This window comes from Pseudomonas sp. RW409 (genome assembly GCF_003184125.1).
Classification (GTDB): Bacteria; Pseudomonadota; Gammaproteobacteria; order Pseudomonadales; family Pseudomonadaceae; genus Aquipseudomonas; species Aquipseudomonas chlororaphis_I.
On sequence record NZ_QHHP01000034.1, the window covers coordinates 72,681 to 99,383 of the forward strand.

At 64.8% G+C, this 26,703-nt stretch carries 25 protein-coding genes and 1 pseudogene; 15 read left to right on the forward strand and 11 right to left on the reverse strand.

Annotated features, from left to right (window positions below):
• The first annotated feature begins 39 nt into the window (after positions 1–39).
• Positions 40–768: a dienelactone hydrolase family protein gene (locus DK261_RS16530; RefSeq protein WP_038631063.1), complete on the forward strand. Its 729-nt coding sequence runs from the start codon at positions 40–42 to the stop codon at positions 766–768.
• 93 nt (positions 769–861) lie between these two features.
• On the opposite strand, the gene DK261_RS16535 is transcribed toward DK261_RS16530, so the two are convergent.
• The 4 genes from DK261_RS16535 to DK261_RS16550 form a co-directional block, all read right to left on the reverse strand.
• Positions 862–2,040 (reverse strand): PLP-dependent aspartate aminotransferase family protein, encoded by a 1,179-nt coding sequence (locus DK261_RS16535; RefSeq protein ID WP_028681905.1) that lies wholly within the window; start codon positions 2,038–2,040, stop codon positions 862–864.
• Positions 2,037–3,413 (reverse strand): pyridoxal-phosphate dependent enzyme, encoded by a 1,377-nt coding sequence (locus tag DK261_RS16540; protein WP_110176021.1) that lies wholly within the window; start codon positions 3,411–3,413, stop codon positions 2,037–2,039. Before DK261_RS16540 ends, DK261_RS16535 begins: the two co-directional genes overlap by 4 nt.
• A gap of 210 nt (positions 3,414–3,623) precedes the next feature.
• Positions 3,624–4,511 carry a pirin family protein gene (locus DK261_RS16545; RefSeq protein ID WP_038631067.1) on the reverse strand — a complete coding sequence of 296 codons (888 nt, stop codon included), beginning with the start codon at positions 4,509–4,511 and terminating at the stop codon, positions 3,624–3,626.
• A 62-nt stretch (positions 4,512–4,573) separates the two neighbouring features.
• Positions 4,574–4,990 carry an OsmC family protein gene (locus DK261_RS16550; protein WP_007931549.1) on the reverse strand — a complete coding sequence of 139 codons (417 nt, stop codon included), beginning with the start codon at positions 4,988–4,990 and terminating at the stop codon, positions 4,574–4,576.
• 136 nt (positions 4,991–5,126) lie between these two features.
• Between DK261_RS16550 and DK261_RS16555 the strand changes: the two genes are divergently transcribed.
• The 4 genes and pseudogenes from DK261_RS16555 (at position 5,127) to DK261_RS33910 (ending at position 8,468) form a co-directional block, all read left to right on the forward strand.
• Positions 5,127–6,128: an amidohydrolase family protein gene (locus DK261_RS16555; RefSeq protein WP_110176022.1), complete on the forward strand. Its 1,002-nt coding sequence runs from the start codon at positions 5,127–5,129 to the stop codon at positions 6,126–6,128.
• A gap of 112 nt (positions 6,129–6,240) precedes the next feature.
• The gene (locus DK261_RS16560; RefSeq protein ID WP_009047781.1) at positions 6,241–6,705 is read left to right on the forward strand and encodes a DUF3859 domain-containing protein; all 465 of its coding nucleotides are present in this window, start codon (positions 6,241–6,243) and stop codon (positions 6,703–6,705) included.
• A 137-nt stretch (positions 6,706–6,842) separates the two neighbouring features.
• A pseudogene (locus tag DK261_RS33905) lies at positions 6,843–7,613 on the forward strand (MCP four helix bundle domain-containing protein); the annotation flags it as partial.
• Positions 7,605–8,468 carry a methyl-accepting chemotaxis protein gene (locus tag DK261_RS33910; RefSeq protein ID WP_371356849.1) on the forward strand — a complete coding sequence of 288 codons (864 nt, stop codon included), beginning with the start codon at positions 7,605–7,607 and terminating at the stop codon, positions 8,466–8,468. The pseudogene DK261_RS33905 and the gene DK261_RS33910, both read left to right, overlap by 9 nt.
• A 79-nt stretch (positions 8,469–8,547) precedes the next feature.
• Here the strand turns inward: DK261_RS33910 and fabB are convergent, their stop codons facing one another.
• From fabB to DK261_RS16590, 5 genes are all read right to left on the reverse strand, one after another.
• Entirely contained in the window at positions 8,548–9,768 is a 1,221-nt protein-coding gene (fabB, locus tag DK261_RS16570) for a beta-ketoacyl-ACP synthase I (RefSeq protein ID WP_025805277.1), read from the reverse strand.
• Between the two features lie 11 nt (positions 9,769–9,779).
• A complete protein-coding gene (gene fabA / locus DK261_RS16575; RefSeq protein ID WP_007931558.1) occupies positions 9,780–10,295 on the reverse strand; it encodes a 3-hydroxyacyl-[acyl-carrier-protein] dehydratase FabA in 516 nt (171 codons plus the stop codon).
• A gap of 248 nt (positions 10,296–10,543) precedes the next feature.
• Positions 10,544–12,445: an ATP-binding protein gene (locus DK261_RS16580; protein ID WP_009047784.1), complete on the reverse strand. Its 1,902-nt coding sequence runs from the start codon at positions 12,443–12,445 to the stop codon at positions 10,544–10,546.
• A complete protein-coding gene (locus DK261_RS16585) occupies positions 12,442–13,371 on the reverse strand; it encodes an ABC transporter substrate-binding protein (protein ID WP_028681900.1) in 930 nt (309 codons plus the stop codon). The genes DK261_RS16580 and DK261_RS16585 overlap by 4 nt, the downstream gene beginning before the upstream one ends.
• 1 nt (position 13,372) lies before the next feature.
• Positions 13,373–15,496, reverse strand: coding sequence for a TonB-dependent siderophore receptor (locus DK261_RS16590; RefSeq protein ID WP_110176023.1), 2,124 nt, complete (start codon positions 15,494–15,496; stop codon positions 13,373–13,375).
• A gap of 194 nt (positions 15,497–15,690) precedes the next feature.
• On the opposite strand from DK261_RS16590, the gene DK261_RS16595 reads away from it, so the two are divergent.
• The 10 genes from DK261_RS16595 to DK261_RS16640 all read left to right on the forward strand — a co-directional run bounded on the left by DK261_RS16595 (position 15,691) and on the right by DK261_RS16640 (position 24,317).
• The gene (locus tag DK261_RS16595) at positions 15,691–16,716 is read left to right on the forward strand and encodes an NAD(P)H-dependent glycerol-3-phosphate dehydrogenase (RefSeq protein ID WP_009042808.1); all 1,026 of its coding nucleotides are present in this window, start codon (positions 15,691–15,693) and stop codon (positions 16,714–16,716) included.
• Positions 16,717–16,734: 18 nt separating this feature from the next.
• Entirely contained in the window at positions 16,735–17,082 is a 348-nt protein-coding gene (locus tag DK261_RS16600) for a DUF4389 domain-containing protein (RefSeq protein WP_110176024.1), read from the forward strand.
• The gene (sixA, locus tag DK261_RS16605; RefSeq protein WP_009047787.1) at positions 17,079–17,528 is read left to right on the forward strand and encodes a phosphohistidine phosphatase SixA; all 450 of its coding nucleotides are present in this window, start codon (positions 17,079–17,081) and stop codon (positions 17,526–17,528) included. The genes DK261_RS16600 and sixA overlap by 4 nt, the downstream gene beginning before the upstream one ends.
• A gap of 214 nt (positions 17,529–17,742) precedes the next feature.
• Complete coding sequence (locus tag DK261_RS16610; RefSeq protein WP_110176025.1) at positions 17,743–19,410, forward strand: AMP-binding protein; 1,668 nt, start codon at positions 17,743–17,745, stop codon at positions 19,408–19,410.
• Positions 19,411–19,440: 30 nt separating this feature from the next.
• Complete coding sequence (locus DK261_RS16615) at positions 19,441–19,884, forward strand: hotdog fold thioesterase (protein WP_007931583.1); 444 nt, start codon at positions 19,441–19,443, stop codon at positions 19,882–19,884.
• Positions 19,885–19,998: 114 nt separating this feature from the next.
• A complete protein-coding gene (locus DK261_RS16620) occupies positions 19,999–20,805 on the forward strand; it encodes an alpha/beta fold hydrolase (protein ID WP_009047789.1) in 807 nt (268 codons plus the stop codon).
• Complete coding sequence (locus DK261_RS16625) at positions 20,802–21,656, forward strand: alpha/beta hydrolase (RefSeq protein WP_009047790.1); 855 nt, start codon at positions 20,802–20,804, stop codon at positions 21,654–21,656. Before DK261_RS16620 ends, DK261_RS16625 begins: the two co-directional genes overlap by 4 nt.
• A gap of 50 nt (positions 21,657–21,706) precedes the next feature.
• Entirely contained in the window at positions 21,707–22,366 is a 660-nt protein-coding gene (locus DK261_RS16630) for a glutathione S-transferase family protein (RefSeq protein WP_023968388.1), read from the forward strand.
• Positions 22,367–22,374: 8 nt separating this feature from the next.
• Complete coding sequence (locus DK261_RS16635; protein WP_038631081.1) at positions 22,375–23,181, forward strand: DUF4892 domain-containing protein; 807 nt, start codon at positions 22,375–22,377, stop codon at positions 23,179–23,181.
• 83 nt (positions 23,182–23,264) lie between these two features.
• Complete coding sequence (locus tag DK261_RS16640) at positions 23,265–24,317, forward strand: AI-2E family transporter (RefSeq protein ID WP_053268518.1); 1,053 nt, start codon at positions 23,265–23,267, stop codon at positions 24,315–24,317.
• A gap of 318 nt (positions 24,318–24,635) precedes the next feature.
• Here DK261_RS16640 and DK261_RS16645 read toward each other — a convergent pair whose 3' ends face one another.
• Both DK261_RS16645 and DK261_RS16650 read right to left on the reverse strand, forming a co-directional pair.
• Entirely contained in the window at positions 24,636–25,679 is a 1,044-nt protein-coding gene (locus DK261_RS16645) for a HAMP domain-containing sensor histidine kinase (RefSeq protein WP_009047794.1), read from the reverse strand.
• Entirely contained in the window at positions 25,679–26,443 is a 765-nt protein-coding gene (locus DK261_RS16650; RefSeq protein WP_009047795.1) for a response regulator, read from the reverse strand. The genes DK261_RS16645 and DK261_RS16650 overlap by 1 nt, the downstream gene beginning before the upstream one ends.
• Positions 26,444–26,703: the final 260 nt, after the last annotated feature.

The following is a 26,703-nucleotide window of genomic DNA, read 5'->3' on the forward strand; positions in this document are numbered from 1 at the left end:
GGTTTTTTCATTCCGGTGTTTTTGAATCAGGAGTCTGAAATGAGCCAAGTCACTGTTCGTTCCCTGGTCTACCAGATTGATGGTCAATCCTATGAAAGCCGCCTGGCGTTCGATGCCAGCCAGCAGGGCCCGCGTCCGGGGCTGTTGATGGCGCCGAACTGGATGGGGGTCAGCGCCGGTGCCGAGAAGATCGCCGAGGCGGTGGCCGCCAAGGGGTATGTGGTGCTGATCGCCGACTTGTACGGGCAACAGGTCCGTCCGAGCAACGGCGACGAGGCGGGCGCCGCTATGATGCCGCTGAAGGATGACCGGGCCCTGCTGCGCAAGCGCATGCAGGCGGCCTTCGAGGCGCTGCAAAGCCAGCAGGAAGCCGCGGTGGACAAGGCCAGGCTGGCCACCTTCGGTTTCTGCTTCGGTGGCTGCTGCTCCCTGGAGCTGGCGCGCAGCGGTGCGCCGCTGAAAGCCGCGGTGTCCTTCCACGGCACCCTGGATACGCCGAACCCGGCCGACGCGCGGAACATCAAGGGCTCGGTACTGGTGCTGCATGGCGCCTCCGACCCGCTGGTGCCGAAAGAGCAGTTGCCGGCCTTCGAAGAAGAAATGAATGCCGCAGGCGTGGATTGGCAGTTGCTGAGCTACGGCGGCGCGGTGCATTCCTTCACCGATCCGCACGCCAATGTGCCGGGCATGATGATGTACGACGCCAGGACCGCGGGCCGTGCCTTCACCTCGATGCACAACCTGCTGGATGAAGTGTTCAAGGGCTGAGCCCCGGGAACGACAAGCCCGCCTGGCGATGCAATGCGGCTCTCAGCGAGCCGCCTTGTACGCCAGGCGGGCTTTTTTGTGCCTGTCAGCCATTCAGATCCGCGTCAGCGCCTGGGCCAGGTCGGCGCGCAGGTCCTCGACATCCTCGACCCCCACGGATAAGCGCACCAGAGCATCGCCGATGCCGAGCTGCGCCCGGGTTTCCGCGGGAATGCTGGCGTGGGTCATGATCGCCGGGTGCTCGATCAGGCTTTCCACCCCGCCCAGGCTCTCGGCCAGGGCGAAGATCCGCACGTTCTCGAGAAAACGCTTGGCGCCGGCCAGGTCGCAGTTCAGATCGAGGGAGATCATCCCGCCGAAAGCCTGCATCTGCCGTCGCGCCAGGGCGTGCTGCGGGTGGGACGGCAGGCCCGGGTAGTAGACCCGCGCCACCTGTGGCTGGCGTTCCAGCCATTGCGCCAGCTCCAGGGCGTTGCTGCAGTGGCGTTCCATGCGCAGCGCCAGGGTCTTCACCCCGCGCAGGGTGAGGAAGGCGTCGAACGGCCCGGCGATGGCCCCCACGGCGTTCTGCAGGAAGCCCAGGCGCTCGGCCAGGTCGGGGTTCTGGCCGACCACCGCAATGCCGCCGATCACGTCGGAGTGGCCGTTGAGGTACTTGGTCGTCGAGTGCAGCACGATATCGAAGCCCAGCTCCAGCGGGCGCTGGATCCACGGGCTGGCAAAGGTGTTGTCGGCGACGCAGATGATGCCCCGCGCGCGGCAGATGCGCGCGATGGCGGCGAGATCGGTGAGGCGCAGCAGGGGATTGCTCGGGGTCTCGACCATCACCATCCGGGTGTCGTCCTGCAACGCCGCTTCGAAGGCCGAGAGGTCGGACAGGTCGACGAAGCTGAAGCGATGCCCGGCGCTGCGCCGGCGCACCCGTTCGAACAGGCGGAAGGTGCCGCCATACAGGTCATTGCCGGAAACGATATGCGCGCCGGCGTCGAGCAGTTCGAGCACGCTGGAAATCGCCGCCAGCCCGGAGGCGAAGGCGAAGGCCTGGGTGCCGCCCTCAAGGTCCGCCACGCAGCGCTCCAGCGCCCAGCGCGTGGGATTGTGCGAGCGTCCGTAGTCCAGGCCCTTGTGCACCCCGGGGCTCTGCTGGGCATAGGTGGAGTTGGCGTAGATCGGCGGCATCAGCGCCCCGGTGGAAGGGTCTGGCGTCTGCCCCGCATGGATTACCCGGGTAGCGAAGGCACGCGGCGCGCCGGTTTCATCCTGTTGACTCATGTTAGCGATCTCCGTAAGTGATTGAGCATGTCGACCCGGGTAATCAAACCGTGGAAGCCCGAGGCGTCGGCGATGATCGCCACGAAGCCACGGTCGAGTTCCGCCTCCAGTTCGGCCAGGCTGGCGCTGGGAGGCAGGGTTTCCAACTGATCGCTCATGGCGCTGGCCACGGTCTGGCGAAAGTGCGAAGCGTCTTCGTGCACGCCCAGCAGGATGTCCGACTCATCGATCACTCCGACCAGCCGCTGCCCGTCCACCAGCACCGGCAGTTGCGAGACGTCGGCCAGGCGCATGCGCTGGAAGGCGGTGAGCAGGGTGTCGTCCGGCCCCACGCTGATCACCCGGCCGTCCTCGAAGCGCCGCGCGATCAGGTCGCGCAGGTCGCCGTAGCGCTTGCGCGCAAGCAGGCCCTGATCGTTCATCCATTGGTCGTTGTAGATCTTCGACAGGTAGCGGGTGCCGGTGTCGCAGACGAAGCTGACCACCCGCTTCGGCTTGGTCTGCTCGCGGCAGTAGCGCAGAGCCGCGGCCAGCAGGGTACCGGTCGAAGAGCCGCCGAGAATGCCCTCGGCACGCAACAGCTGGCGGGCGTGCTCGAAGCTTTCCTCGTCGCTGATGGAGTAGGCCTTGCGCACGCTGGAAAGGTCGGCAATGGACGGAATGAAGTCTTCGCCGATGCCTTCCACCGCCCAGGAACCAGGCGTGCCCAGGGCGCCGCTGCGGCTGTATTCGGCCATCACCGAGCCCACCGGGTCGGCCAGGACCATCTCCAGGTCCGGCTGCACCCGGCGGAAGAACCGGGTCAGCCCGGTCAGGGTGCCGGCCGAACCGACGCCGACCACTATGGCGTCCACATCATGCTGGGTCTGCGCCCAGATTTCCGGCGCGGTGCTGCACTCGTGGGCCAGCGGATTGGCCGGGTTGTTGAACTGATCGGCGAAGAAGGCGTTGGGAATCTCCTTGGTCAGCCGCGCCGCCATGTCCTGGTAGTAGTCAGGGTGGCCCTTGCCGACATCGGAGCGGGTGATGTGCACTTCGGCGCCCATCGCCTTGAGGTGCAGGACCTTCTCGGTGGACATCTTGTCCGGCACCACCAGGACCACCCGGTAGCCCTTGGCGCGACCGACCAGGGCCAGGCCCAGGCCGGTGTTGCCGGCGGTGGCCTCGACTATGGTGCCGCCGGGTCGCAAGCGGCCGTCGCGCTCGGCGGCGTCGATCATCGCCAGGCCGATACGGTCCTTGATCGAACCTCCGGGGTTTTGTGATTCAAGCTTGAGAAACAGCGTACAGGGGCCGGTATCGAAACGGCTGACACGCACCAGCGGCGTGTTGCCGATCAGTTCGAGCACGGCAGGACGGGAGTCGTTTGGCATGTGGTCACCTCGCTGCGCAACGTTGCGCTGGATGGACAGCGACCCACGGCGAATCATCGCGCGGCGGTCGCAGGCTATGCATCGCTTGGACCATAGGCCGGGATCCGGCTACCCGCAACCGCTCGCGCCAGCCGGTACCTGGTTGCGCAGCCTGGCGGCGGTGGAGCCTGGGCCGGTACTTGACCTGCCCAGGCTATTGAACGCCCGGCGCTACAGAGGGGACGGCGAGCCTTTGCCCTTGGGCAGTTCGATTCGTTCGCTTTCCCCCGGCACCGTCGGCCAGTCGCCAGCGGCCCAGCGCTGGCGGGCTTCATCGATACGGGCCGGGTCGCTGGAGACGAAGTTCCAGTTGATCCGCCGTGGACCGTCCAGCGGCGCGCCGCCGAACAGCACGGCGTGGCAGTCGCTGTCGGCGAACAGGGTCGGGGTGGTGCCGGCCGGCAGGATCACCAGCGCATGGGGCTCGACGGGCTCGCCGTCCAGCTGGGCGTCGCCTTCGAGCACGTACAGGGCGCGCTCCTCATGTTCGGCGGGGATCAGCAGGGTGGTCGCGGTCTGCAGCTGTATTTCGGCATACAGGGTCGGGGAAAGCACCGGGACCGGCGATTCCAGGCAGAAACCGCTGCCGGCGATCATGCGGATCCTGACCCCGAGGTTGTCGCTGACCGGCAGGGTCGCGGCCGGGTGATGGCTGTAGTGCCCCGGGCCTTGTTCATGGGCCTTGGGGGAGGCCAGCCAGACTTGCAGGCCGTGCATGCTGAAATCACTGTCGATCAGCGCCTGCGGGGTGCGTTCGACGTGGGCGATGGCGCTGCCGGCGGTCATCCAGCTGACATCCCCCTGGTTCACCACCTGGTCGGAACCGAGGCTGTCCTTGTGCTGGATCTGCCCCTGGAACAGGTAGGTCAGGGTCGACAGGCCAATATGCGGATGCTGGCGGATATTCATGCCCTTGCCCGCGGGGTAGCGGGTTTGCAGCATGTGATCGAAAAACACGAAGGGCCCCACGCTGCGGCATTGGGCCGAGGGCAGCGGACGCAGGATGGGTTGGCCTTCGACGTCCTCGGCGCGAGGGCGAATCACGAGCGGTGTGTTCATGGTGCATTCCAGGCTGATCGGGTTATGCCCGGGAGCATAACCCGCTTGTGCAGCCCGTGGCGCTATTGGCTGAAGGCGCCTTCGGACAGGTGGGTCTCGATGCTCACCTCGGCGGTGGTCATCAGCTTGTGCACCGGGCAGCGGTCGGCGACGCGATGCAGTTCTTCACGCTGGGCGTCGGTCAGTACGCCTTTGAGGGTCAGCTTGACGTGCAGCGCGTATTTGCCTTTCTGCTCCTGGCTGTTGTCGTGCTTGACCTCGACCGTGACGCCGGTGAGCGGAATCTCTTTTTTCTGCGCGTACAGCTTGAGGGTCAGGGCCTTGCAGGCGCCCAGGGCAGCATCGAAAAAGTCGTGGGGTTCCGGCGCGGAACCTTCGCCGCCCAGGGTCTTGGGCAGGTCGGCGAACAATTGGTGGTCATCGATCTGGATGCTGTGGCGGAAACCTTCGCTGGATTCGGTGTTGACGGTGATAGTCATGACGGACCTCGGGCAGTGAGCAGTCGTTGAAAGGTGGTGCAGTTATAGAGCATTACGCTGGTTGTGCGTTCCCCTTTTTCTGAACCGCCGCCTCCGGGGCAGGGTCTACCCAGCGTGAATCGACAGGAGCCCACCCATGCGCTGGATCTACCTGAGCACCTTGCTGTTGCTGCTGCCGAGCGCCTGGGTCCAGGCCCGCGACTACGCCTACAGCGATGCCCACCTGCATTACGTCGACTTCTTCCAGGAGTCGGCGGGCATGGACAAGCTGCTCAAGGCCATGGCCGACAATCGCATCGAGCATGTGATGATTTCCGGTATCCCGGTGGCCAAGAAATGGCATGAAGACGAACCCAAGCGGCCGCGCTATTACGCCGGCGATGACGCGGATGCCTACTGGTACAGCGCTACCGATGTGATTGTCGCCGCCGCGGTGAATCGCCTGACGCCCGAGCAGCGCCGGCACTTCCATCCGTTCCTGTCGGGCTTCAACCCCAACGACAAGAACTCCGAGGCCCATATCCAGCGCATGCTCGACCTCAATCCGGGGTTGTGGCAGGGCATCGGCGAGGTCTTCACCCGCCACGATGACCTGACCGCGCTGACCTCCGGCGATACGCCACGGGCCAATAACGAGGCGATGACGCGGATCTATCACCTGGCGGCGGAAAACGACCTGCCGGTGATGCTGCATTCCAACATCACCTCCAAGCGCGAAAAGAACCCGCTGTACCTGAGGGAAATCGAAGAGCCGCTGCGCAATCACCCTCACACGCGTTTTATCTGGGCCCACGCGGGCACCAGCATGGAGATCCACCGGCACCAGGTGCAGCTGAGTTTTCTCCTGCCGACCCTGGCGCGGATGCTCGAGTCCTATCCCAACCTGTATATCGACCTGTCCTGGAGCGTGCTCAGGCCGTACCTGCTGGATGAGCAGGGCGTGCCCCGGACGGAGTGGGTAAAGCTGGTGGAACGCTTTCCCGAGCGGTTCATGCTGGGTTCGGACGTTGTCGGGCGATTCAACAAGCTGGGACGGGAAATGCGCAGCTTCGATCCCTTCCTCGATGCCTTGCCGGAGGACGTGGCGCGCAAGGTGGCCCGGGACAACTTCCTCGCCGTGCTGCCGCGCGCTCGTTGATCCTGGGAGGCTCCAGTGCGCGGGCGTTGCCAAGGCGCTGGCGATGCAGGTTTGTCATCAGCCTGTCATGCCTGCGTCATAGGCTCGCGCCATCTCAATCAAGGAGCGCGATATGCACCTCACCCGTTTAAGCGCATTGGCGGCGCTGATGATGCTCAGTGGCTTTGCCAGTGCTGAAGTCCGTGTCGAAGGCCCGGTGGAATATGGTGTGTTCGAGGGGCCGAAGGCCGCGTTGCAGTCGGGTGAGCGGGTGCTGCGGCGCAGCAACGAGAACATCGAGCAGACCGAGATCGTGCCTGCGCGGCTGGGCACCAAGTTCGGCCTGCGTTATCAGCTGGCCGGCAAGGTGGCCGAGGATGTGCCGCTGACCCTGCTGTATTTCACACCGGGTATCCGCACCCCGGATGGCCAGCGTCACGACAAGCTCGAAGTGACCCAGAAACTGGTGCCGGGCGCGCCGCAGGACATCATGGCCTATGAGTTCACCGAGAGTCATGAGGTGATCCCCGGCGAGTGGCGCTTCATGGTGTTCCAGGGCGACCGTTTGTTGGTCCAGCAGCGTTTTACCGTACGCTGAATCGTTTACGCCCAGGCATCGGAGTGCTTGGGCGTTTTGATATCACGTTTTCGTCTTAAGCAAATTTTCCGCGACCCGATACTTTCAACAGCAGCCCGCTGCATGGCGAATGCAGCGCTTTTGGAAGGAACCGGAGAATGAGCATCAGGAGTCTCAACATTGCACCGCGCGCAGGCCTGGGCTTCGGCCTGCTGGCGTTGATGGTGTTCGGCCTGGGGGCGTTCGCCCTGCTGCAGATGGCGAACATGCGCGCGCAGTCCGACGAGGTCGACAACAACTGGCTGCCCAGTGTGATGTCGGTGGGCGAAATGAATCAGGACCTGCTGCGGGTCCGCGCGCTGACCATGCGCTTGCTGCTCAACCGCAGCCCCCAGGCCCTGGCGCAGAACGAAAGCAAACTCAATGAAATCAAGCGCGGCATGACGGTGGCCCAGGAGCGCTATAACGCGCTGATTGTGCTGCCGCAAGAGCGTGTGCTGTTCGATCGCTACAAAGCCGCCGAGAAGCGCTACCTCGAGCATCAGAACCAGGTAATGGCACTGTCGCAACAGGGGCGGGTCGAGGATGCGGTCGCGGTGGTCAATGGCGAGATGAGCCAACTGGCCGATGAGCTGGCGGGCACCCTCAATGAGTTGGTGGCCCTGAACCGGCACAACGCCAACCTGGCCACCGAGCTGGCCAGGGCGGTGTTCAGCAACGCCAAGGTCTGGGTAGTCGTGATGGTCGTGGTGGCTGGCCTGATGACCATTGTCCTGGCCCTGTTGCTGACCCGCAGCATCGTACTGCCGCTCTCGCAATCGCTGAACGTAGCCGAGGTGGTGGCCGGCGGCGACCTGACCGAGGACATCCGCATCAGCGGCAAGGATGAGCCGGCGCGCCTGCTGCAGGCGCTCAAGGCCATGCAGCACAGCCTGCGGGAGACCATCCGGCGCATCTCCGACTCTTCCAGCCAGCTGGCTTCCGCTTCGGAGGAACTCAGTTGCGTGACCGAGGACGCCACGCGCGGCCTGCACCAGCAGAGCCAGGAAATCGAGCAGGCGGCGACGGCGGTGAACCAGATGACCGCTGCGGTGGAGGAGGTGGCCAGCAATGCCGTGGCGACATCCGAGGCCTCCCGCCAGTCCGACCTGATTGCCCAGCATGGGCGCGAGCAGGTGCGACAGACGGTGCAGTCCATCGAGTCCCTGGCCGACGACGTGACCGCCAACGCCTCCCAGGTCGAAGAGCTGGCGCAGAAGGTCTATGGCATCAGCAAGGTGCTGGATGTGATTCGTTCGGTGGCCGAGCAGACCAACCTGCTGGCCCTGAATGCCGCCATCGAGGCGGCGCGGGCCGGGGATGCCGGCCGCGGGTTCGCCGTGGTGGCCGACGAGGTGCGGGCGCTGGCTCATCGCACCCAGCAATCGACCCAGGAGATCGAGCAGATGATCGGCGGCATTCAGCTGGGCACCGAGCAGGCCGTCAGCTCCATGCAGCAGAGCAACAGCCGGGCCCGTTCGACCCTGGAGCTGGCCAAGGCGGCGGGGGCGGCGCTGGAGGAAATCGCCGGGGCGATCACCCTGATCAACGAGCGCAACACGGTGATTGCCAGCGCCTCGGAGGAGCAGGCGGCGGTGGCTCGGGAGGTGGACCGCAACTTGATGAACATCCGCGACCTGGCCATGCAGACCTCGGCCGGGGCCAACCAGACCAGTGCCGCGAGCCAGGAGTTGTCACGGCTGGCGGTGGACCTGAACACCCTGGTGGCGCGTTTTTCGGTGTAAGGGCTTCCGGAAAACAGTCGCCCAATAAAAAACGCCCCGAACCAGTCGGGGCGTTTTTCATGTTGCGAAGCGGCGGGGCTTACTTGCCCTGCCAGCGCTTCAGGACCAGGGTGGCGTTGGTGCCGCCGAAGCCGAAGCTGTTGCTCATCACGGTGTTGATGGTGGCGTCTTCGCGAGTCTTGGTCAGGATCGGCATGTCGGCCACTTCCGGATCCAGCTCTTCGATGTTGGCGGAACCGGCCATGAAGTTGCCTTCCATCATCAGCAGGCAGTAGATCGCTTCGTGAACGCCGGCGGCGCCCAGGGAGTGACCCGACAGGCTCTTGGTGGAGCTGATGGCTGGAGCCTTGTCGCCGAACACTTCACGCACGCCTTTCATTTCCGCGACGTCGCCGACCGGAGTCGAGGTGCCGTGGGTGTTCAGGTAGTCGATCGGTGCGTCGACGGTGGACATGGCCATCTGCATGCAACGGATTGCACCTTCGCCGCTTGGCGCCACCATGTCGTAGCCGTCGGACGTCGCGCCGTAGCCAACGATTTCGGCGTAGATCTTCGCGCCACGGGCCAGGGCGTGTTCGAGCTCCTCGACCACCACCATGCCGCCACCGCCGGCGATGACAAAACCGTCACGGTCGGCGTCGTAGGCGCGGGAGGCTTGTTCCGGGGTGTCATTGCGCTTGCTGGACAGGGCGCCCATGGCGTCGAACAGGAACGACTGGCTCCAATGTTCTTCTTCACCGCCGCCGGCGAACACGATGTCCTGCTTGCCCATCTGGATCTGTTCCATGGCGGTACCGATGCAGTGGGCACTGGTGGCGCAGGCGGAAGCGATGGAGTAGTTCAGGCCCTTGATCTTGAACGGAGTGGCCAGGCACGCGGAAACGGTGCTGCTCATGGTCCGCGTGACACGGTATGGGCCAACGCGCTTGACGCCTTTCTCGCGCAGGATGTCCAGCGCTTCCATCTGGTTCAGGGTCGAGGCGCCGCCGGAGCCGGCGATCAGGCCGGTACGCGGGTTGGAAACCTGCTCTTCGGTCAGGCCGGAGTCGGCGATGGCGTCTTTCATGGCCAGGTAGGCGTAAGCCGCCGCGTGGCCGACGAAACGATAGATCTTGCGATCGATCAGCTCTTCGAGGTTGAGGTCAATGGAGCCGGAAACCTGGCTACGCAGACCCATTTCGGCATATTCCGGGTTGAAGCGGATGCCAGGGCGACTTGCACGCAGGTTAGCGGAGACGGTCTCTTTGTCATTGCCCAGGCACGAAACGATGCCTAGACCAGTGATAACGACGCGGCGCATGCGGATAACCCTTAGAAGTTGTCAGTGGAGGTGAAAACGCCGACCCGGAGGCCTTCGGCGGTGTAGATTTCGCGGCCGTCGACGCTGACCGAACCATCGGCGATGGCCATGTTCAGCTTGCCCTTGAGGACGCGCTTGATATGAATGTTATAGGTGACTTTCTTGGCGGTCGGCAGCACCTGGCCAAAGAACTTCACTTCGCCCGAACCCAGGGCGCGACCGCGGCCCGGCAGGCCTTGCCAGCCCAGGAAGAAGCCAACCAGTTGCCACATGGCGTCGAGGCCCAGGCAGCCTGGCATCACCGGATCGCCTTCGAAGTGGCAGGCGAAGAACCACAGGTCGGGGGTGATATCCAGCTCGGCGACCAATTCACCTTTGCCGTACTTGCCACCCTCTTGGCTGATATGAGTGATGCGATCCACCATCAGCATGTTCGGGGCGGGCAGTTGCGCGTTACCTGGGCCGAACAGCTCACCGCGACTGCAGCGCAGCAGATCTTCCCGAGTAAAGGCGTTTTGTTTGGTCATGCGAGCTCCTCAATAGTCCCATGCGGCAGGGTGGGGCAAATCTTCCCGGCCGATCGAAGCGTTCATGCCTCGAGCCGGCAGCCTACTCATAGACTATTGCGTTGTGGTGAAAGTCACAGCACAAGGGACATGAATGTACACTTGTGCACTGAAATTATTATACAGGCCCTGTGAGGGGCCTGTTCGGGTGCCTAAGACTGCCGCACTTTCGCCCTTCACGCCAGTCGCAGATGGTCGATAAATGGCCGCTACTGCACCCAACGTTGGAGTATTTGCTGCAGATCCGTGCGTTTGAACGGCTTGGCCAGGTAATCGTTCATTCCCGCCGACAAACACGCTTCGCGGTCGCCCTGCAAGGCGTTGGCGGTCAGGGCGATGATCGGCAGGTCGGCGCATCCGGGCAGTTGGCGGATCTGCCGGGTGGCCTCGTAACCGTCGATCAGCGGCAGTCGGCAATCCATCAGGATCGCCTCGAAAATCAGGCTTTCGGCGCTGCGAATGGCCTGGGCGCCGTCGGTGGCGATGCTGACCGTGAAGCCCAGGCTGCGCAGCATGGCCTGGATCACGGTCTGGTTGACCGGGTTGTCTTCCACCAGCAGCACGTTGCGTCCTTCGCCATGGGCATGCCCGCTGTGCACTCGCGGCGCCAGCACCGGCAGGCTTTGCTGGTACAGCGCCAGCGGGATCTCCAGGGTGAACACCGAGCCGCGGCCTTCCTCGCTCTGCGCGCGCAGGGTGCCGCCCATGCGTTCGGCCAGGGTGCGGGCGATCGGCAGCCCCAGGCCGGTGCCGCCATAACGCCGGGAAATCGAACTGTCGGCCTGCTGGAAGGCGTTGAACATCAGTTCCAGGCTTTGCGGGCTGATGCCGATCCCGCTGTCGCGCACGCTACAGGTGAACCACAGCAGTTCATGGTCCAGGGCCTGCCATTGCGGCTCGATGGTGACGCTGCCTTGTTCGGTGAACTTCAAGGCGTTGCCGATCAGGTTCACCAGGATCTGCCGGATGCGCGTCGGGTCGCCTTTGACTTGCAGCGATTCCATTCCGGGCGGCAGCCGCAGTTGCAGGTCCAGCCCGCGCTGCGCGGCGCTGTGCTGGAAGGCCTGGGCCGAGCTGCTGATGAGTTCGGCGAGGTTGAACGGGATGTGCTCCAGCTCCAGGGCCGAGCGCTCGATGCGCGAGAAGTCGAGGATGTCGTTGATCACCTTGAGCAGGTGCTCGGTGGATTCGGAGGCCAGCGCCGCGTACTCGTGCTGCTCATCAGTCATTTCCGTGGTTTCGAGCAGTTGCAGCATGCCCAGCACGCCGTTCATGGGCGTGCGCAGTTCATGGCTCATCATCGCCAGGAAGTCCGACTTGGCGTTGTTGGCCCGTTCCGCTTCTTCGCGGGTCTGGATCAATTGCGCCATGGCCTGGTGCTGCTCGCGGCTGGCCTGCTCGAGGCCGGCGGCGAGGTTGTTGATATGCCGCGAAAGATCGCCCAGCTCGGCATCGTCGACGATCGGCAGCGGAGTCTTGAAGTCACCCTGTTGAATGGCCTTGACCGCGGTGCCCATGGCGCTGATCGGCTGCGACAGGCTGGCCGCCAGGCGGCGGGCCAGGAGGAAGGTGAACAGCAGGGCGAACAGCGCGAGGATGCCGGCCTTGAACAGGATCTCCTGCTGGCGCTGGCTGAAGGCGTCGTTGGACATGCCGACGATCACCCGCCCCAGGTAGTCCTCGTTCGGGCTCACGCTGGCGCTCGGGTCGTCCTGGAAAAAGTCGTTGCTGAGCTGGATGCGTTGCAGGCGTACCGGGGCCTGGAACACTTCTACCTGCTGGGAGCGGTTGTGGGTCTCCGAAGGCTGCTCGACGTACACCAGGATCTTGTTGCGGCTGTCCTGGACTTCGAGAAAGCGCACATGGGGCGTGGCCAGGGTGGCCTTGAGCAGGCTCTCGAGGCCTTCGCTGTTGCCCGAGATCACCCCGTACTCGGTGGCCGGCGCCAGCTGGTTGGCGATCAACTGGCCAGTGTGGTTGAGCTCCTGGCGCAGATCCTGGATCCGCACGAAGGTAAAGAAGCTGATCAGCAGCAGGGTCAGCAGCAGCGCCGGGCCGAGACAGATGATCTGGGTGCGGGTACTGATGTCCCAACGGCGACGGAAGGTCATGGGCGTTTTTCTCCTTCGGCCAGCTGGGTCGCCACCGATTGCTCGTCAATCGGTTCGACACCCAGGGAGCGTGCCACTTGCGGGTTGCTCAACACCTTGAACGGTTGCGGATACAGGGTACGCGGCCAGTGGGTCGTGGGCCGGTCCAGCAAATCGTCGAGCACCTGCAACCAGTCGTCCTGGTCGCTGTAGGTGCTGGCCAGGCTGCCAGCCTTGACGAAACCGGCATTGGGGCCAATCAGCGCCAGCTGCCGGGCATAGCTGCTCAATAACAGGTTCTTCGCGGTTTTCGGGTTGTACAGCTGTGGGTCGTCCAGCCCCAGCAGGACGTCGCTGCTTTTCAGCAGGCTTTGCAGCGGGCGACTGTCATTGGTGTCGTCCCAGCGCTCGGCGACGATTTCCAGCCCCAGGGGATGGGCGGCCTGGTGCAGTTCCTTGAGCAGGAATTCACTGTCGGCGCCGTAGAGCACGCCGATCCGCCGGGCCTGGGGGAGGATCTTGCGGATCAATTGCAATTGCCGAGCCAGCGGCGGGTCGCTCCATAACAGGCTCAGCCGGGGCGAGGCCGTTGCCCCAAGGCGCTGCTGGGCCTGGATCCGGCCGATGCGCAGTACCAGGGTGGCCGGGCCCTGGGTATCTTTCTGGCGCCACTCCAGGCTCGCCGGGTCGAGCAGGATCAGCCGGGTGCCCGCCGGCAATTGACCGGGGGCAGGCAGGTTGGCCAGGAGTTCGAAGCGCACTTCGTCCTGTGGCCGCTGTTGCGCCAGTGCCTGGGCGAAGGCCCGCACGCCGGTGCTGTCTTCGGCGCCGGTCAGCAACACCTGGGCCGCCCATGCGGGGAGTGCACCCCAGAGGCAACAGAACAGCAGCAGGCGAACCCGGAATCGGCTCAAGGCAAGCGTCATCCCTGACTGACGGTGGCTCATGCTAGAACGTCAACTCCGCACTGAAGTAGAGGACGTGTTGCGAGTCATAGTTGTTGTCGACAAAGGTGGTGGGCTCGTTGTCGAGCCGTTGCTGGAGCACGGCGGCCAGCTCCAGGCTGCCCTTGCCCAGGGGGATGCGCTTGGCGACGCGGGTATCGACCCGTTCGAAGCGGTAACCGTTGAGTGCGCTGGAACCATAGTAGAAGAGCGCGCTGGACCAGCCCTGGCCCCAGTCGCGCAACCAGCCCGCCGAGCCGCTGTGGCGCGCGGTCAATTGCTCGTCCAGCGGGTTGCTGGCCTCGGCATCGACATAGGCGTACGTCAGGCGCAGCCGGTCCGCCGGGTCCAGGCGCCAGTCCAGCTGGGTTTCAGTGCCGACGAAGCGTGAGGAGTTGCTGTTGCTGGCAATGTACTGGTTGTTGCGCAGCGGCTCGCTGATCATCCCGCTGATTTCGTCGTAGAACAGCTTCACATCGAGGTTCAGCCCGAGGTCGGCGAAAAGGCCGTTGTAGCCCAGCTCCCGCGAGCGCATGCGTTCCTGGTCGAGGTTGCCCGGGCCGCGGGTCTTGACGAAATACTGGGCGCTGGGCTGGCCGTAGGCGGTCGGGCTCAGCTTGGTGACCCGGTAGCTCCAGTTGACGTTGTTCTCGAACATGTCCGGCGAGCGGATCGCTTCCGAATACACCGCCCGCAGGCCGTGGCGCGGGTTGATCAGGTAGTTGACCGCCACCCGCGGGGTCAGCGAGCTGCCGCTCAGTTGCGAGTCCTCGAACATGGCGCCGCCCTGCAGCAGCCAGTGTTCGGTGGCGCGCCATTCCAGCTGGCCGAACGCGCGCCAGGTGCTGTCGTCGAGGGTGCCGTTGAAATAGGTTTCCGAGTCGGCGCGGTCGTAGCGATAGTTCAGGCCGCTGACCAGGCGCACGCCGTCGGACAGGCTCAGGGTGTCCTGCAGTTCGAGGTCGTAGCGCGATTCACGGGCGCTCTGGTCGATATCCCCGCACACCGTGCGCTTGGCGCCGTCCTTCCATTGCGTCAGCACCTGGTTCGCCAGGGCCTGTTCGGCCGCGGTGCCCGGAGGGGCGCCGGAGCCGGTGAAATTCTCCATGTGCCGGGCCAGCAGTTCGGCGTAGTTCGGGTTGAGCTGCCAGAGGCGGGTCAGTTCCGGGCTGAACGACACTTCGGCGTCACAGGCGCGCCAGTTCTGCTGGCGGTCCCAGTGCTGGGCCGAGCCTTGTATATAAAGGCTATGGTCCGGGTTGATGTCGAGGTTCCAGCGCAGCGAGCCGGCATAGTCCTTGGCTATCACGTCGGAGTTGTAGCCGGCCGAGGTGATACCGGAGAACACCGGGCGGTAGGTATAGGGGCGCTGGTTGCTGCCTTCCTTGGCGCTGAGCTGCCAGTCGATGCTCTGCTGCTCGTTGAGCATCTGGCTGACCGACAGGCTGAAGCGGTTCAAGCGCCGGCTGTCGCGGTAGTCGGCGCCGTTGCGATCGCTGTCGAAACCGTCGTCTTCCTGCCCGGAGAGCGAAAGGCGCAGGTCGCCGCTGTCCCAGCCGGTGCCCTGGCTGGCGTACCAGTCGCTGATACCGCGCTGGCCGCGGGTGACCTTGACCCGCGTGCCGTGGCTGTTGGCGGGCGAGCGGGTAATGATGTTGATCACCGCCATCAGCGCATTGGCGCCGTAACTGACGGTATTGGGGCCGCGGAACACCTCGATGCGCTCGATGTCCTCCATGGTCACCGGAATGTCGCTCCAGTCCACGGTGGCCAGGCCCGCCCGGTACACCGAGCGCCCGTCGATCAGCACCTGCATGCGCCGCGCTTCGCTGGCATTGGTGCCGTGATAGTTCACCGTGGCCTGGTTGCCGTTGATATTGCCGACCATCATCCCCGGCACCAGGCGCAGCAGCTCGCTGATGTCGCGGGCGCCGCTGGCGTTGATCAGTTCGCTGTCGAGCACGGTCATGCTGCCGGGCACGGCCGCGGGGGACTGTTTCAGACGGGTGGCGGTGAGGATTTCCGGCAGCGGCTGGCTGTCCAGGAACAGATCGTCGGCCAACGCCGGGGTGCTGCAAAGCAGCGCCAGCAAGAGCGATGGGCGGGAGAGGGGAGGGCCAGGATACACGGCACAGCCTTGATAACGGATAATTGCCGCGCATGTTAACCGAGATGACCGGGTTTTCCAGTCGATAACCCCGACAATCCGGGGTCTAATCGGCGTTTTCCCGGCATTTGTGCCTAATTGTTCACGGGGCTGGCCGCCGCAGGGCCGCCCCGTATAATGCCGCCATCGCCACTGTATGGATTGACGGATTGCATATGACTGAACAGCGCCCTATCGCGGTCCTGGGAGGCGGAAGCTTTGGTACCGCCGTGGCCAATCTGCTGGCCGAGAACGGCCATCGGGTGCGGCAGTGGATGCGTGACCCGGAGCAGGCGGAGGCCATTCGCATTCATCGCGAAAATCCGCGTTACCTCAAAGGCATCAAGATTCATCCGGCGGTGGAGCCGGTGACCGATCTTCTGGCCACCCTGAACGACAGTGATCTGTGTTTTGTCGCCTTGCCCTCCAGCGCTCTGCGCTCGGTGCTGGCACCCCATGCGCAGCTGCTCGCCGGCAAGCTGCTGGTCAGCCTGACCAAGGGCATCGAGGCGCAGACCTTCAAGCTGATGAGCGAAATCCTCGAAGAGATCGCGCCCCAAGCGCGGATCGGCGTGCTGTCCGGGCCGAACCTGGCCCGTGAAGTGGCCGAGCACGCCTTGACCGCCACCGTGGTCGCCAGTGAAGACGAAGAACTCTGCCAGCGCGTGCAGGCGGCCCTGCATGGCCGTACCTTCCGCGTCTATGCCAGCGCCGACCGCTTCGGCGTCGAGCTGGGCGGGGCGTTGAAGAACGTCTACGCGATCATCGCCGGCATGGCCGTGGCGCTGGGCATGGGGGAAAACACCAAGAGCATGCTGATTACCCGGGCGCTGGCGGAAATGACCCGTTTCGCCGTCAGCCAGGGCGCCAACCCGATGACCTTCCTCGGCCTGGCGGGGGTTGGCGATCTGATCGTCACCTGCTCGTCGCCCAAGAGCCGCAACTATCAGGTCGGTTTCGCCCTGGGCGAAGGCCTGAGCCTGGAAGAGGCGGTGGACCGGCTCGGCGAGGTGGCCGAAGGCGTGAACACCCTCAAGGTGCTCAAGGTCAAGGCACAGGAAGTGGGCGTATATATGCCGCTGGTGGCCGGATTACATGCCATCCTGTTTGAAGGTCGCACGCTGAATCAGGTCATCGAGCTGCTGATGCGCGGCGAGCCGAAAACCGATGTCGACTTTATCTCCCCCAGTGGTTTCAACTGAGCAGGACAGGAGCGAGACATGAACGATACGAATTCCGAAGCCAAGTACGAATCCATCCTCCTGCGTGTGCTGTGGATGCTGGTGTTCGTGCTGGTCTGGCAAGTGGCGCAATTCATCCTCGGCGCGTTGGTGCTGGTGCAGTTGATCTACCGGCTGATCTACGGCTCGCCAAGTGCCAGCCTGATGAGCTTCGGCGACAGCCTGAGCCAGTTCCTGGCGCAGATCGGCCGCTTCGGCAGTTTCCACACCGACCAGAAGCCTTGGCCGTTCGCCGACTGGCCGGCCCCGCGCGCCCCTGAAGGCGAAGCGCCGCACGTGGTGCCACCGGCGCCCCATCCGGTGCGCGACGAGGAGCCCAAGCTGTGAAGCTCTGGGTGTTGCGCCACGGTGAAGCCGAGCCGCATGCACGCAGCGATGCCGAGCGCAACCTGACCGAGCATGGCCGCGAGGAAGCGCTGCGCAGCGCCGCGCACCTGATCGGCCAGCCGCTCAGCGCGATCATCGCCAGCCCTTATGCGCGGGCGCAGCAGACGGCGAAGCTGGTGCGCGAAGCCCTGGGCTTCGAAGCGGATATCCGCACCGTGTCCTGGCTGACGCCGGACAACAACCCGTTGTCGGTGGTCGCCCAGCTCGATTCGGCGGACAACGTGCTGCTGGTCAGCCACCAGCCGCTGGTGGGTAACCTGATCGGCCTCCTGCAGCATGGCCATCTGCGCAATCCCCAGCCGATGCACACCGCAGGCCTGGCGGAACTCGAAGGCGACTGGCCGCTGGCCGGCCTGATGACCCTCAACAGCATCAAGAATCCCTGAACCGTAGGAGCGAGGCTTGCCCGCGAAGGAAGCGGCGCGGACTGTCTGAAGCAGCGCGTTCCTCTTATTGCGGGCAAGCCTCGCTCCCACGACGATCTGGGCTTTTCGCTACATTTCTTAACTTGCAGCGTTCCTTTGTGCGTGGAATAGTCGCCCGAGCAAGTGCTTGGTTGGCTAGCCTCACGATCAGAACAAAAACAAAGGAGCGAGTCGCATGTCTGCTGCTTTTCGTTTGCCGCTGGAAGTGTTCTACGAGCGCGAAGCTCGTCATCCCCGCCAACGTTTCCTGGTCCAGCCCCTGGGCGGTGGCCGGGTCGAAGAGCTGACCTGGGCCGACGTCGGCCACCAGGCCCGCTGCGCCGCCCACTGGCTGCGCGCCCGCGAGCTGCCGCCGGGCAGTCATGTCGCGATCATTTCCAAGAACTGCGCCCACTGGATCATCGCCGACCTGGCGATCTGGATGGCCGGTCACGTTTCCGTGCCGCTGTATCCCAACCTGACCGCCGATTCGGTGGCCCAGGTGCTGGAGCATTCCGAGTCGGCCCTGGTGTTCATCGGCAAGCTGGATGACTGGCCGGCGATGGCCCCCGGCGTGAAACCCGGGCTGCCGACCATCAGCCTGCCGATCTGCCCCGAAGGCCGCTTCGACTTCACCTGGGACCAGTTGCAGCAGTGCTCGCCGATCCAGGACGACCCCAACCCCGCCGCCGAGCAACTGGCGACCATCATTTACACCTCGGGCACCACCGGCCTGCCCAAGGGCGTGATGCACAGCTTCGGCACCCTGGGCTTTGCGGCGACCCGCGGCACCCAGCTGTTCGGCCTCGGGCCGACGGACCGGCTGTTGTCCTACCTGCCGCTGTGCCATGTGGCCGAGCGCATGTTCGTCGAGCTGGCGGCGATCTATACCGGGCAGACGGTGTTCTTCGCCGAGAGCCTGGAGACCTTTCTCACCGACCTGCAGCGGGCGCGGCCAACGGCTCTGTTCGGTGTGCCGCGGATCTGGACCAAGTTCCAGATGGGCGTGTACAGCAAGGTTCCGGCCAAGCGCCTGGACTTCCTGCTGGGCCTGCCGCTCATCGGCAAGCGGGTCGGGCACAAGGTGCTGGCCGGGCTGGGGCTGGATGCACTGCGGGTCGCCTTGTCCGGCGCCGCGCCGGTGCCGCAGACCCTGTTGGACTGGTACCAGCGCCTGGGCCTCGACGTGCTGGAGGTGTACGGCATGACCGAAAGTTGCGGTTATTCCCACATCGGCCGCAGCGGCCAGCATGTACCCGGCTGGATCGGTCGGCCTTGCCCGGACGTCGAGGTGCGGATCGACGAGGCCGGAGAGGTCCAGGTGCGCAGTGGGGCGACCATGCTCGGCTACTTCAAGGACCCGCAGAAGACCGCGGAAACCGTCACCGCGGATGGTTTCCTGCGCACCGGCGACAAGGGCGAGCAGGACGCCGATGGCAATCTGCGCCTGACCGGGCGGCTCAAGGAAATCTTCAAGACCAGCAAGGGCAAGTACGTGGCCCCGGCGCCGATCGAGAACCGGCTGGCGGTGCATTCGCGGATCGAGCAGGTGTGTGTGGTCGGCGATGGCCTGAGTGCGCCGCTGGGCCTATGCGTGTTGTCCGCGGCCGGTTTGCAGGACGCCGCCGGCGGTGCCCGTGGCGGCCTGCATGCGAGCCTGGAAAACCTGCTCGATGAGGTCAACGGCGCGCTCGACAAACATGAACGCTTGCACCGCCTGGTGGTGGTGAAGGACAGTTGGGCGGTGGAAAACGGCTTTCTGACCCCGACCCTGAAGATCAAGCGCAATGTCATCGAAGCCACCTACGGCGAGCGCTTCAAAGAGTGGAGCGAGCGCTCCGAAGTGGTGCTGTGGCAGGATTGAGCGCGGTTAACCCCCCTAAAGGATGCAGTGATGAGCCTATGGCGTACCACCCCGAACATCGAGCAACTGAACGCGATCCAGAAAAACACCATCGGTGAGGTGCTGGACATCCGCTTCGAGTCCTTCGACGACGAATCCCTGACCGCTAGCATGGTGATCGACCATCGCACCCACCAACCCTATGGCTTGCTGCACGGCGGCGCCTCGGTGGTGCTGGCGGAAACGGTCGGCTCCATGGCCAGCTACCTGTGCATCGACGCCAGCAAGTTCTACTGCGTGGGCCTGGAGATCAACGCCAACCATCTGCGCGGCCTGCGTTCCGGCCGGGTGACGGCGGTGGCCAGGGCGATTCATATCGGGCGTACCACCCATGTCTGGGATATTCGCCTCTGCAGCGACGAAGGCAAGGCCAGTTGCGTATCGCGCCTGACCATGGCCGTGGTGCCGCTGGGGCAGACGCCGCCGGCACGTTGAGCGGTACCCATAGGCTGAAGCGGAGTGTCATCATTCTTGACCGTTACTGTCATTGCCGTCGGGCAATGGCGTGCGGACAATCAGCCATCGTTTTTTGTTCATGAGTTAGCCGGTATGTCGCAACAGGTGTTTTTCGCTCACGCCAACGGGTTTCCCTCGGGGACCTACGGCAAGTTGTTCGCCGCCCTGGCGCCCGAGTATCAAGTGGCGCACTTGCAGCAGCACGCCCACGATCCGCGCTTTCCGGCGGATGACAACTGGCTCAACCTGGTGGACGAACTGATCCACCATCTGCAACAGCAGGCCGAACCGGTGTGGGGCGTCGGCCATTCCTTCGGCGGCGTCCTGCACCTGCACGCGGCGCTGCGTTGCCCGGAGCTGTATCGCGGGGTGGTGATGCTCGACTCGCCGGTGCTGACCCGTGCCGATCAATGGGTGATTCGCGCCGCCAAGCGTTTCGGTTTTATCGACCGCCTGACCCCCGCCGGCCGGACCCTGGGCCGGCGCGAGGAGTTCAGCGACCTGGAGTCGGCGCGCAAGTATTTTGCCGGCAAGACCCTGTTCCGCGGCTTCGACCCCGAGTGTTTCGACGCCTACCTGCAACACGGCCTGCATCAGGTCGACGGCCGTTTGCGGCTGCGCTTCGACCCGGCCACCGAGATCAGCATCTATCGCGGCGTACCGCACACCAGCCCGGGCCGCCCCCGGCAGTTGAAGGTGCCGCTGGCGGTGGTGCGCGGGCGTCAGAGCCGGGTGGTGATGAAGCATCACGCCAGCAGTGTCGGGCGCATGCCCCATGGCGAATCCCTGAGCATGCCGGGCGGGCACATGTTCCCGCTGGAGCGCCCGCAGGACACCGCGGCCCTGCTGAAAAAACTCTTCAGCCGCTGGGAAACCCGCGCCGAACGGAGCTGCGCATGAGCGCCGCGGTGGAAGAAGTCCGCCTGAGCCTGCCGCATATCGAGCTGGCGGCCCACCTGTTCGGCCCCGAGGACGGTTTGCCGGTCATTGCCTTGCACGGCTGGCTGGACAACGCCAACAGCTTCGCGCGGCTGGCGCCCCGGCTGCGCGGCTTGCGCATCGTCGCCCTGGACATGGCCGGGCATGGCCATTCCGGGCACCGCCCCCTGGGTGCCAGCTATGCGCTCTGGGATTATGTGTATGACGTGTTGCAGGTCGCCGAGCAGTTGGGCTGGAAACGTTTTGGCCTGCTCGGGCATTCCCTGGGCGCGATCGTCTCGCTGGTGCTGGCCGGCTCGTTGCCCGAGCGGGTAAGCCACCTGGCGCTGATCGACGGGGTGATTCCGCCGACCGCCACCGGTGAGAATGCCGCCGAGCGCATGGGCATGGCCCTGCAGGCCCAGCTGGACCTGCGGGAAAAGCGCAAGCCGGTCTACGCCACCCTGGACCGCGCCATCGAAGTGCGGATGAAGGGCATGGTCGCAGTCAGCCGCGAAGCCGCCGAACTGCTCGCGCAACGTGGCCTGATGCCGGTTCCGGGGGGCTACACCTGGCGCAGCGACAGCCGCCTGACCCTGGCTTCGCCGCTGCGCCTGACCCAGGAACAGGCCATGACCTTCGTCCAGCGCCTGTCCTGTCCGACCCATCTGGTGGTGGCGGCCGACGGTATGCTGGCCAAGCACCCGGAGTTGCTGGAGCGGCTACCCTTTAGCCGGGAACAGCTGCCTGGTGGCCATCACCTGCACTTGAACGACGAAGCCGGCGCGAGCCTTGTTGCAGACTGTTTCAATAGGTTTTTCGCCGTTTCTTGACTTGCAGCGGGCAACTGTCGAGGCTGGGCGGGTTGAAATGGGAGACAACCATGATAGATCTCTACACCGCTGCGACCCCGAATGGCCACAAGGTCTCTATCGTGCTCGAGGAACTCGGCCTGCCTTATACGGTGCATGCCCTGAGTTTCGACAAGAAGGAACAAAAGGCTCCAGGCTTTCTCAAGATCAATCCCAATGGCCGGATTCCGGCGATTGTCGACCGCGCCAACGGCGATTTCGCCGTGTTCGAATCCGGCGCGATTCTCCTCTATCTGGCTGAACTCAGTGGGCAGTTGCTGCCCAGCGATCCCAAGGGCCGCTCCCGGGTGATCCAGTGGCTGATGTTCCAGATGGGCGGCATCGGCCCGATGCAGGGCCAGGCCAATGTGTTCTTCCGCTACTTTCCGGAAAAGCTCCAGGGCGCCATCGATCGTTACCAGCATGAAACCCGGCGCCTGTACGAGGTGCTCGACACCCGCTTGCAGGAGGTCGAATTCCTCGCCGGCGACTACAGCATTGCCGATATCGCCACCTTTCCCTGGGTACGCGGCCATGAATGGTCCGGGGTTCCGGTGGAGGGCCTGACGGCCCTGCAACGCTGGATGGCGACCCTCGAGGCGCGACCCGCGGTGCAGCGCGGGCTGCTGGTTCCGCAGCGCACGGATGACGCCAGTGTCATCAAGGGTGCCCAGGCCATGCTGATCCGATGAGAGCATCCATGCGTTTATTCAGTGTCCTGCTGCTGTCCTGTGCCAGCCCCTTGCTCCTCGCCGCCGACTTGCCCGGCAGCCATGACTTGCCGATCGTGCCGCGCATGCCTGACGCGCAGATCGTCGACTACCGCCCGGCGGCCGAGATGGAGCGGATCTATCCCATGGGCTCGATCCGCAAGATCAGCGGCCAGCTGCGTTTCGATGGCCAGGTCGGCGCGCGCGGCACCGCGACGTCGGTGACCTACGAGCTGCCGCCGGAGCATTCCTCGACCGCGGCCTTTACCGCTGCCCGCGAAGCCTTGCAGAAGCAGGGCGCCGAACTGTTGTTCTGGTGCCAGGCCCGGGATTGCGGGGAAAGCAGCCTGTGGGCCAACGAGGTGTTCGGCAACGCCAAGCTGTACGGCGCCGATGTCCAGCAGGCCTACCTGCTGTTGCGCCTGGCCGCGCCCAACGACAACTCGCTGGTGGCCCTGTACAGCATTACCCGTGGCAATCGCCGGGCGTACCTGCATGTCGAGCAGTTCGACGCCAGTACTCCCCTGGGCGAGTTGTTGCCGACCTCGGCTACCCTGTTGCGCCAGCTCAAGGACACCGGCGAACTGGACCTGCCCAAGCTCGGCGGCGAACCCCAGCCCACCTGGCTGACCTTGCTGTCACGCGGGTTGAACCTCGATGCCACCTTGCGGGTCAGTGTTTCCGGGCCGAATGCCGAGGCCTGGCGCCAGGCCCTGATTGGCCAGGGCGTGCGGGCGGCCCGCATGGAAACCGGTGGCAGCGAGGCCCCAGGCCTGCGCCTTGAACTGCTGCGCTGAATTGCTGCATTGAACGGGCGCAGGCGAACGGGCGATCCGCCTTTCGCCTACGCTTGGTGAGTTGACCTTTCTCGAGATCCTACATGCTCAATAATGATCGCCTGTTGGTGCAGATCCTGCTTCTGGTGCTGTTCGGCGCCAGCTTCTGGGTCATGGCGCCGTTCTGGTCCGCGTTGTTCTGGGGGGCGGTCCTGGCGTTTGCCAGCTGGCCGCTGATGCGCCTGCTGACCCGCTGGCTCAATGGCCGCGAGTCCCTGGCCGCGGCCGTGCTGACCCTGGGCTGGATGCTGCTGGTGGCGGCGCCGCTGGTCTGGCTCGGTTTCAACCTGGCCGACCATGTGCGCGATGCCACCGCCTTTATCAAGGATGTGCAGGTCGACGGCCTGCCCGAAGCGCCGAGCTGGCTGGTCGGCGTGCCCTTCGTCGGTGAACGCCTGGTGGGGCTGTGGGACAGCATCGACCAGCAGGGCGCGGCGATGATGCTGGCGATCAAGCCTTACCTGGGGCAGGTCGGCAACTGGCTTCTGGCCCGCAGCGCGCAGATCGGTGGCGGGATCCTCGAACTGACCCTGAGCATCGTCTTCGTGTTTTTCTTCTATCGCGACGGCCCGCGCCTGGCGGCGTTCGTCCATGGGCTGCTGGAGCGCCTGATCGGCGACCGCGCCGGCTACTACATCGAGCTGGTGGCCGGTACGGTGCAGCGGGTGGTCAACGGGGTGATCGGCACCGCGGCGGCCCAGGCGATCCTGGCCCTGATCGGCTTCCTGATCGCCGGCGTGCCGGGCGCGCTGGTACTGGGGATTGTCACCTTCCTGCTCAGCCTGATTCCCATGGGCCCGCCGCTGGTGTGGATTCCAGCCACCGCCTGGCTGGCCTGGAAAGGCGAATACGGGATGGCGGTGTTCCTCGGTATCTGGGGCACCTTCATCATCAGTGGCGTCGACAACGTGCTCAAACCCTACCTGATCAGCCGGGGCGGCAACCTGCCGCTGGTGATCGTGCTGCTCGGGGTCTTCGGCGGGCTGATCGCCTTCGGTTTCATCGGCCTGTTCATCGGCCCGACCCTGCTGGCCGTGGCCTACAGCCTGTTGACCGACTGGAGCGCCAGCCAGGCGCGGGTCGAAGACAAGCGCTGATCCATGCAGAACGCGGGCATTCGTGCCCGCTCCTGTAGCCGCTGCCGAGCCTGCGAGACTGCGATCGACCGCGAAGCGCCGTAAAACCAGGCCATGCATTCTTCCAGGCAGAAACCTGATGCTCACAAACGCAGCATGGGTAGTCTGCCGGAGCTAAGGTGTTGACTGGTTTACGACCGCTACGTCGGAGTGCCGCCCAAGCCGATCGCAGCCTCGCGCTGCTCGGCAGCGGCTACGGCGGCTACGGTGACGGCGGCGCTCAGGCGGCGAGGTGTCGTGGGTATGTGAGCGTTGTACCGGTCGGTACACACCGGCGGTTCAGACGCGGGGCAGGCGCACCACGGTGGTCAGGCCGCCGCCTGGGGTTTCTTCCAGGTGCAGTTGCCCGCCCAGGCGTTCGGCGGCCTCGCGGGCGATGGTCATGCCCAGGCCGACGCCGCCAGAGTTGCGGTTGCGCGAGCCTTCCAGCCGATAGAAGGGTTCGAACACCGCTTCGCGCTGGTCTTCGGCGATGCCCGGGCCATGGTCGATGACCCGGATCAGCACCTGCTCGCGGCTGTCCTGCAGGCTGATGCGGGCATGCCCGGCATAGCGCAGGGCGTTGTCCAGCAGGTTGTTCAGGCAGGAACGCAGGGCCATCGGCTGCACTTGCAGGGGCGCGCAATGGCCGCTGGTCTGCACGTCGGCGCCCTGGTCCTGGGCGTTTTCACAGAGCGATTCCACCAGCGCCTGCACATCCATCCACTGCACAGCCTCGCTGGTGCGCTGTTCGTGCAGGTAGCTCAGGGTCGCGTCGAGCATGCTGATCATGTCGTCGAGGTCCTGGCGCATCTGGCCCTGCAGCCTGTGGTCTTCGATCTGTTCCAGCCGCAGCTTGAGGCGCGACAGGGGCGTGCGCAGGTCATGGGAAACCGCGCCGAGCATGCGCCCGCGCTGCTTGACCTGCTCCTGGATGCGCCGTTGCATCAGGTTGAAGGTGTGGGCCGCCTGCCGCGCTTCCCGCGGGCCGGACTCGTCCAGCGGCGGGCTGTCGAGGTCTTCGCTGAGGCGCTCGGCGGCGTCGCTCAGGCGCTGGATCGGTCGGGTCAGCAGCTTGGCACCGTACCAGGCGGCGATGATCAGCGAGATGAACTGGAAGGTCAGCGGCACGATCGGCCCGCCGAACCAGGGCCGCGGCGGCCGCGGTTCGAAGCGCCCGTTGCCGGGTTGTGGCTGGCCGCTGAATTCGCTGGCCGGCGGGCGCGGATGCGGAGGCGGGCCGTAGAGGCGGAACCAGAAGAAGGCGAGCAGGTGGGCGAGCACGATCGCGATCAGCAATACCCCGAACAGGCGGCCGAACAGCGTATCGAAGCGCCCGCGCATCAGCCGATGTCTCGGGCGTCGAACAGGTAGCCTTCGCCGCGTACGGTCTTGATCAACTGTGGCGATTTCGGGTCGTCGCCGAGCTTCTGCCGCAGGCGCGAGACCAGCAGGTCGATGCTGCGATCGAAGGCTTCGATGGAGCGGCCACGGGCGGCGTCCAACAGCTGTTCGCGGCTCAGCACCCGGCGCGGACGTTCGATGAACACCCAGAGCAGGCGGAACTCGGCGTTGGACAGCGGCACGACAAGACCGTCGGCGGAGATCAGCTGGCGCAGCACGCTGTTCAGGCGCCAGTTGTCGAAGCGGATATTGGCCCGCTGTTCGGTGCGGTCGTCGCGGACCCGGCGCAGGATGGTCTGGATCCGCGCCACCAGTTCCCGGGGCTCGAAGGGCTTGGCCATATAGTCGTCGGCCCCCAGCTCCAGGCCGATGATCCGGTCGGTGGGCTCGCAACGGGCGGTGAGCATCAGGATCGGGATGTCCGATTCGTTACGCAGCCAGCGGCACAGGGACAGGCCATCCTCGCCGGGCAGCATCAGGTCGAGCACCACCACGTCGAAGTGTTCCGCCTGCAAGGCCTGGCGCATCGCCGCTCCATCGGTCACACCGGTGGCGTGGATGTTGAAACGGGCCAGGTAGTCGATCAGCAGTTCGCGGATCGGTATGTCGTCGTCGACGATCAGCGCCCGGGTGTTCCAGCGCTTGTCGTCACCCGTGCCAGGTGCTTTCTGATCGTCATTGAGGGGAGCTGGAGTGTTATGCATGCGTGCGATCATCTGCCAGGTAGGCTGCCTGCCACAAAGAGGGGCGGCGAGGTGGTGGCTTCAGCATAGGCGTCCGGCCCTGGGGCTGGAAGTGCTGTTCGGGAGTGTTGCGGCTGGCGAGGGTAGCCGGGCTGGTTGTTGTCGGCGTGTCGGGAGTGTATCGGGCTTGACACAATTGCCGCCAGGCTCGGGCATTTGCACGGTTTTATCGATACGCAAGCCGCCGTTGGCGATGAATTACCGATCATCGGGTCCCGGAG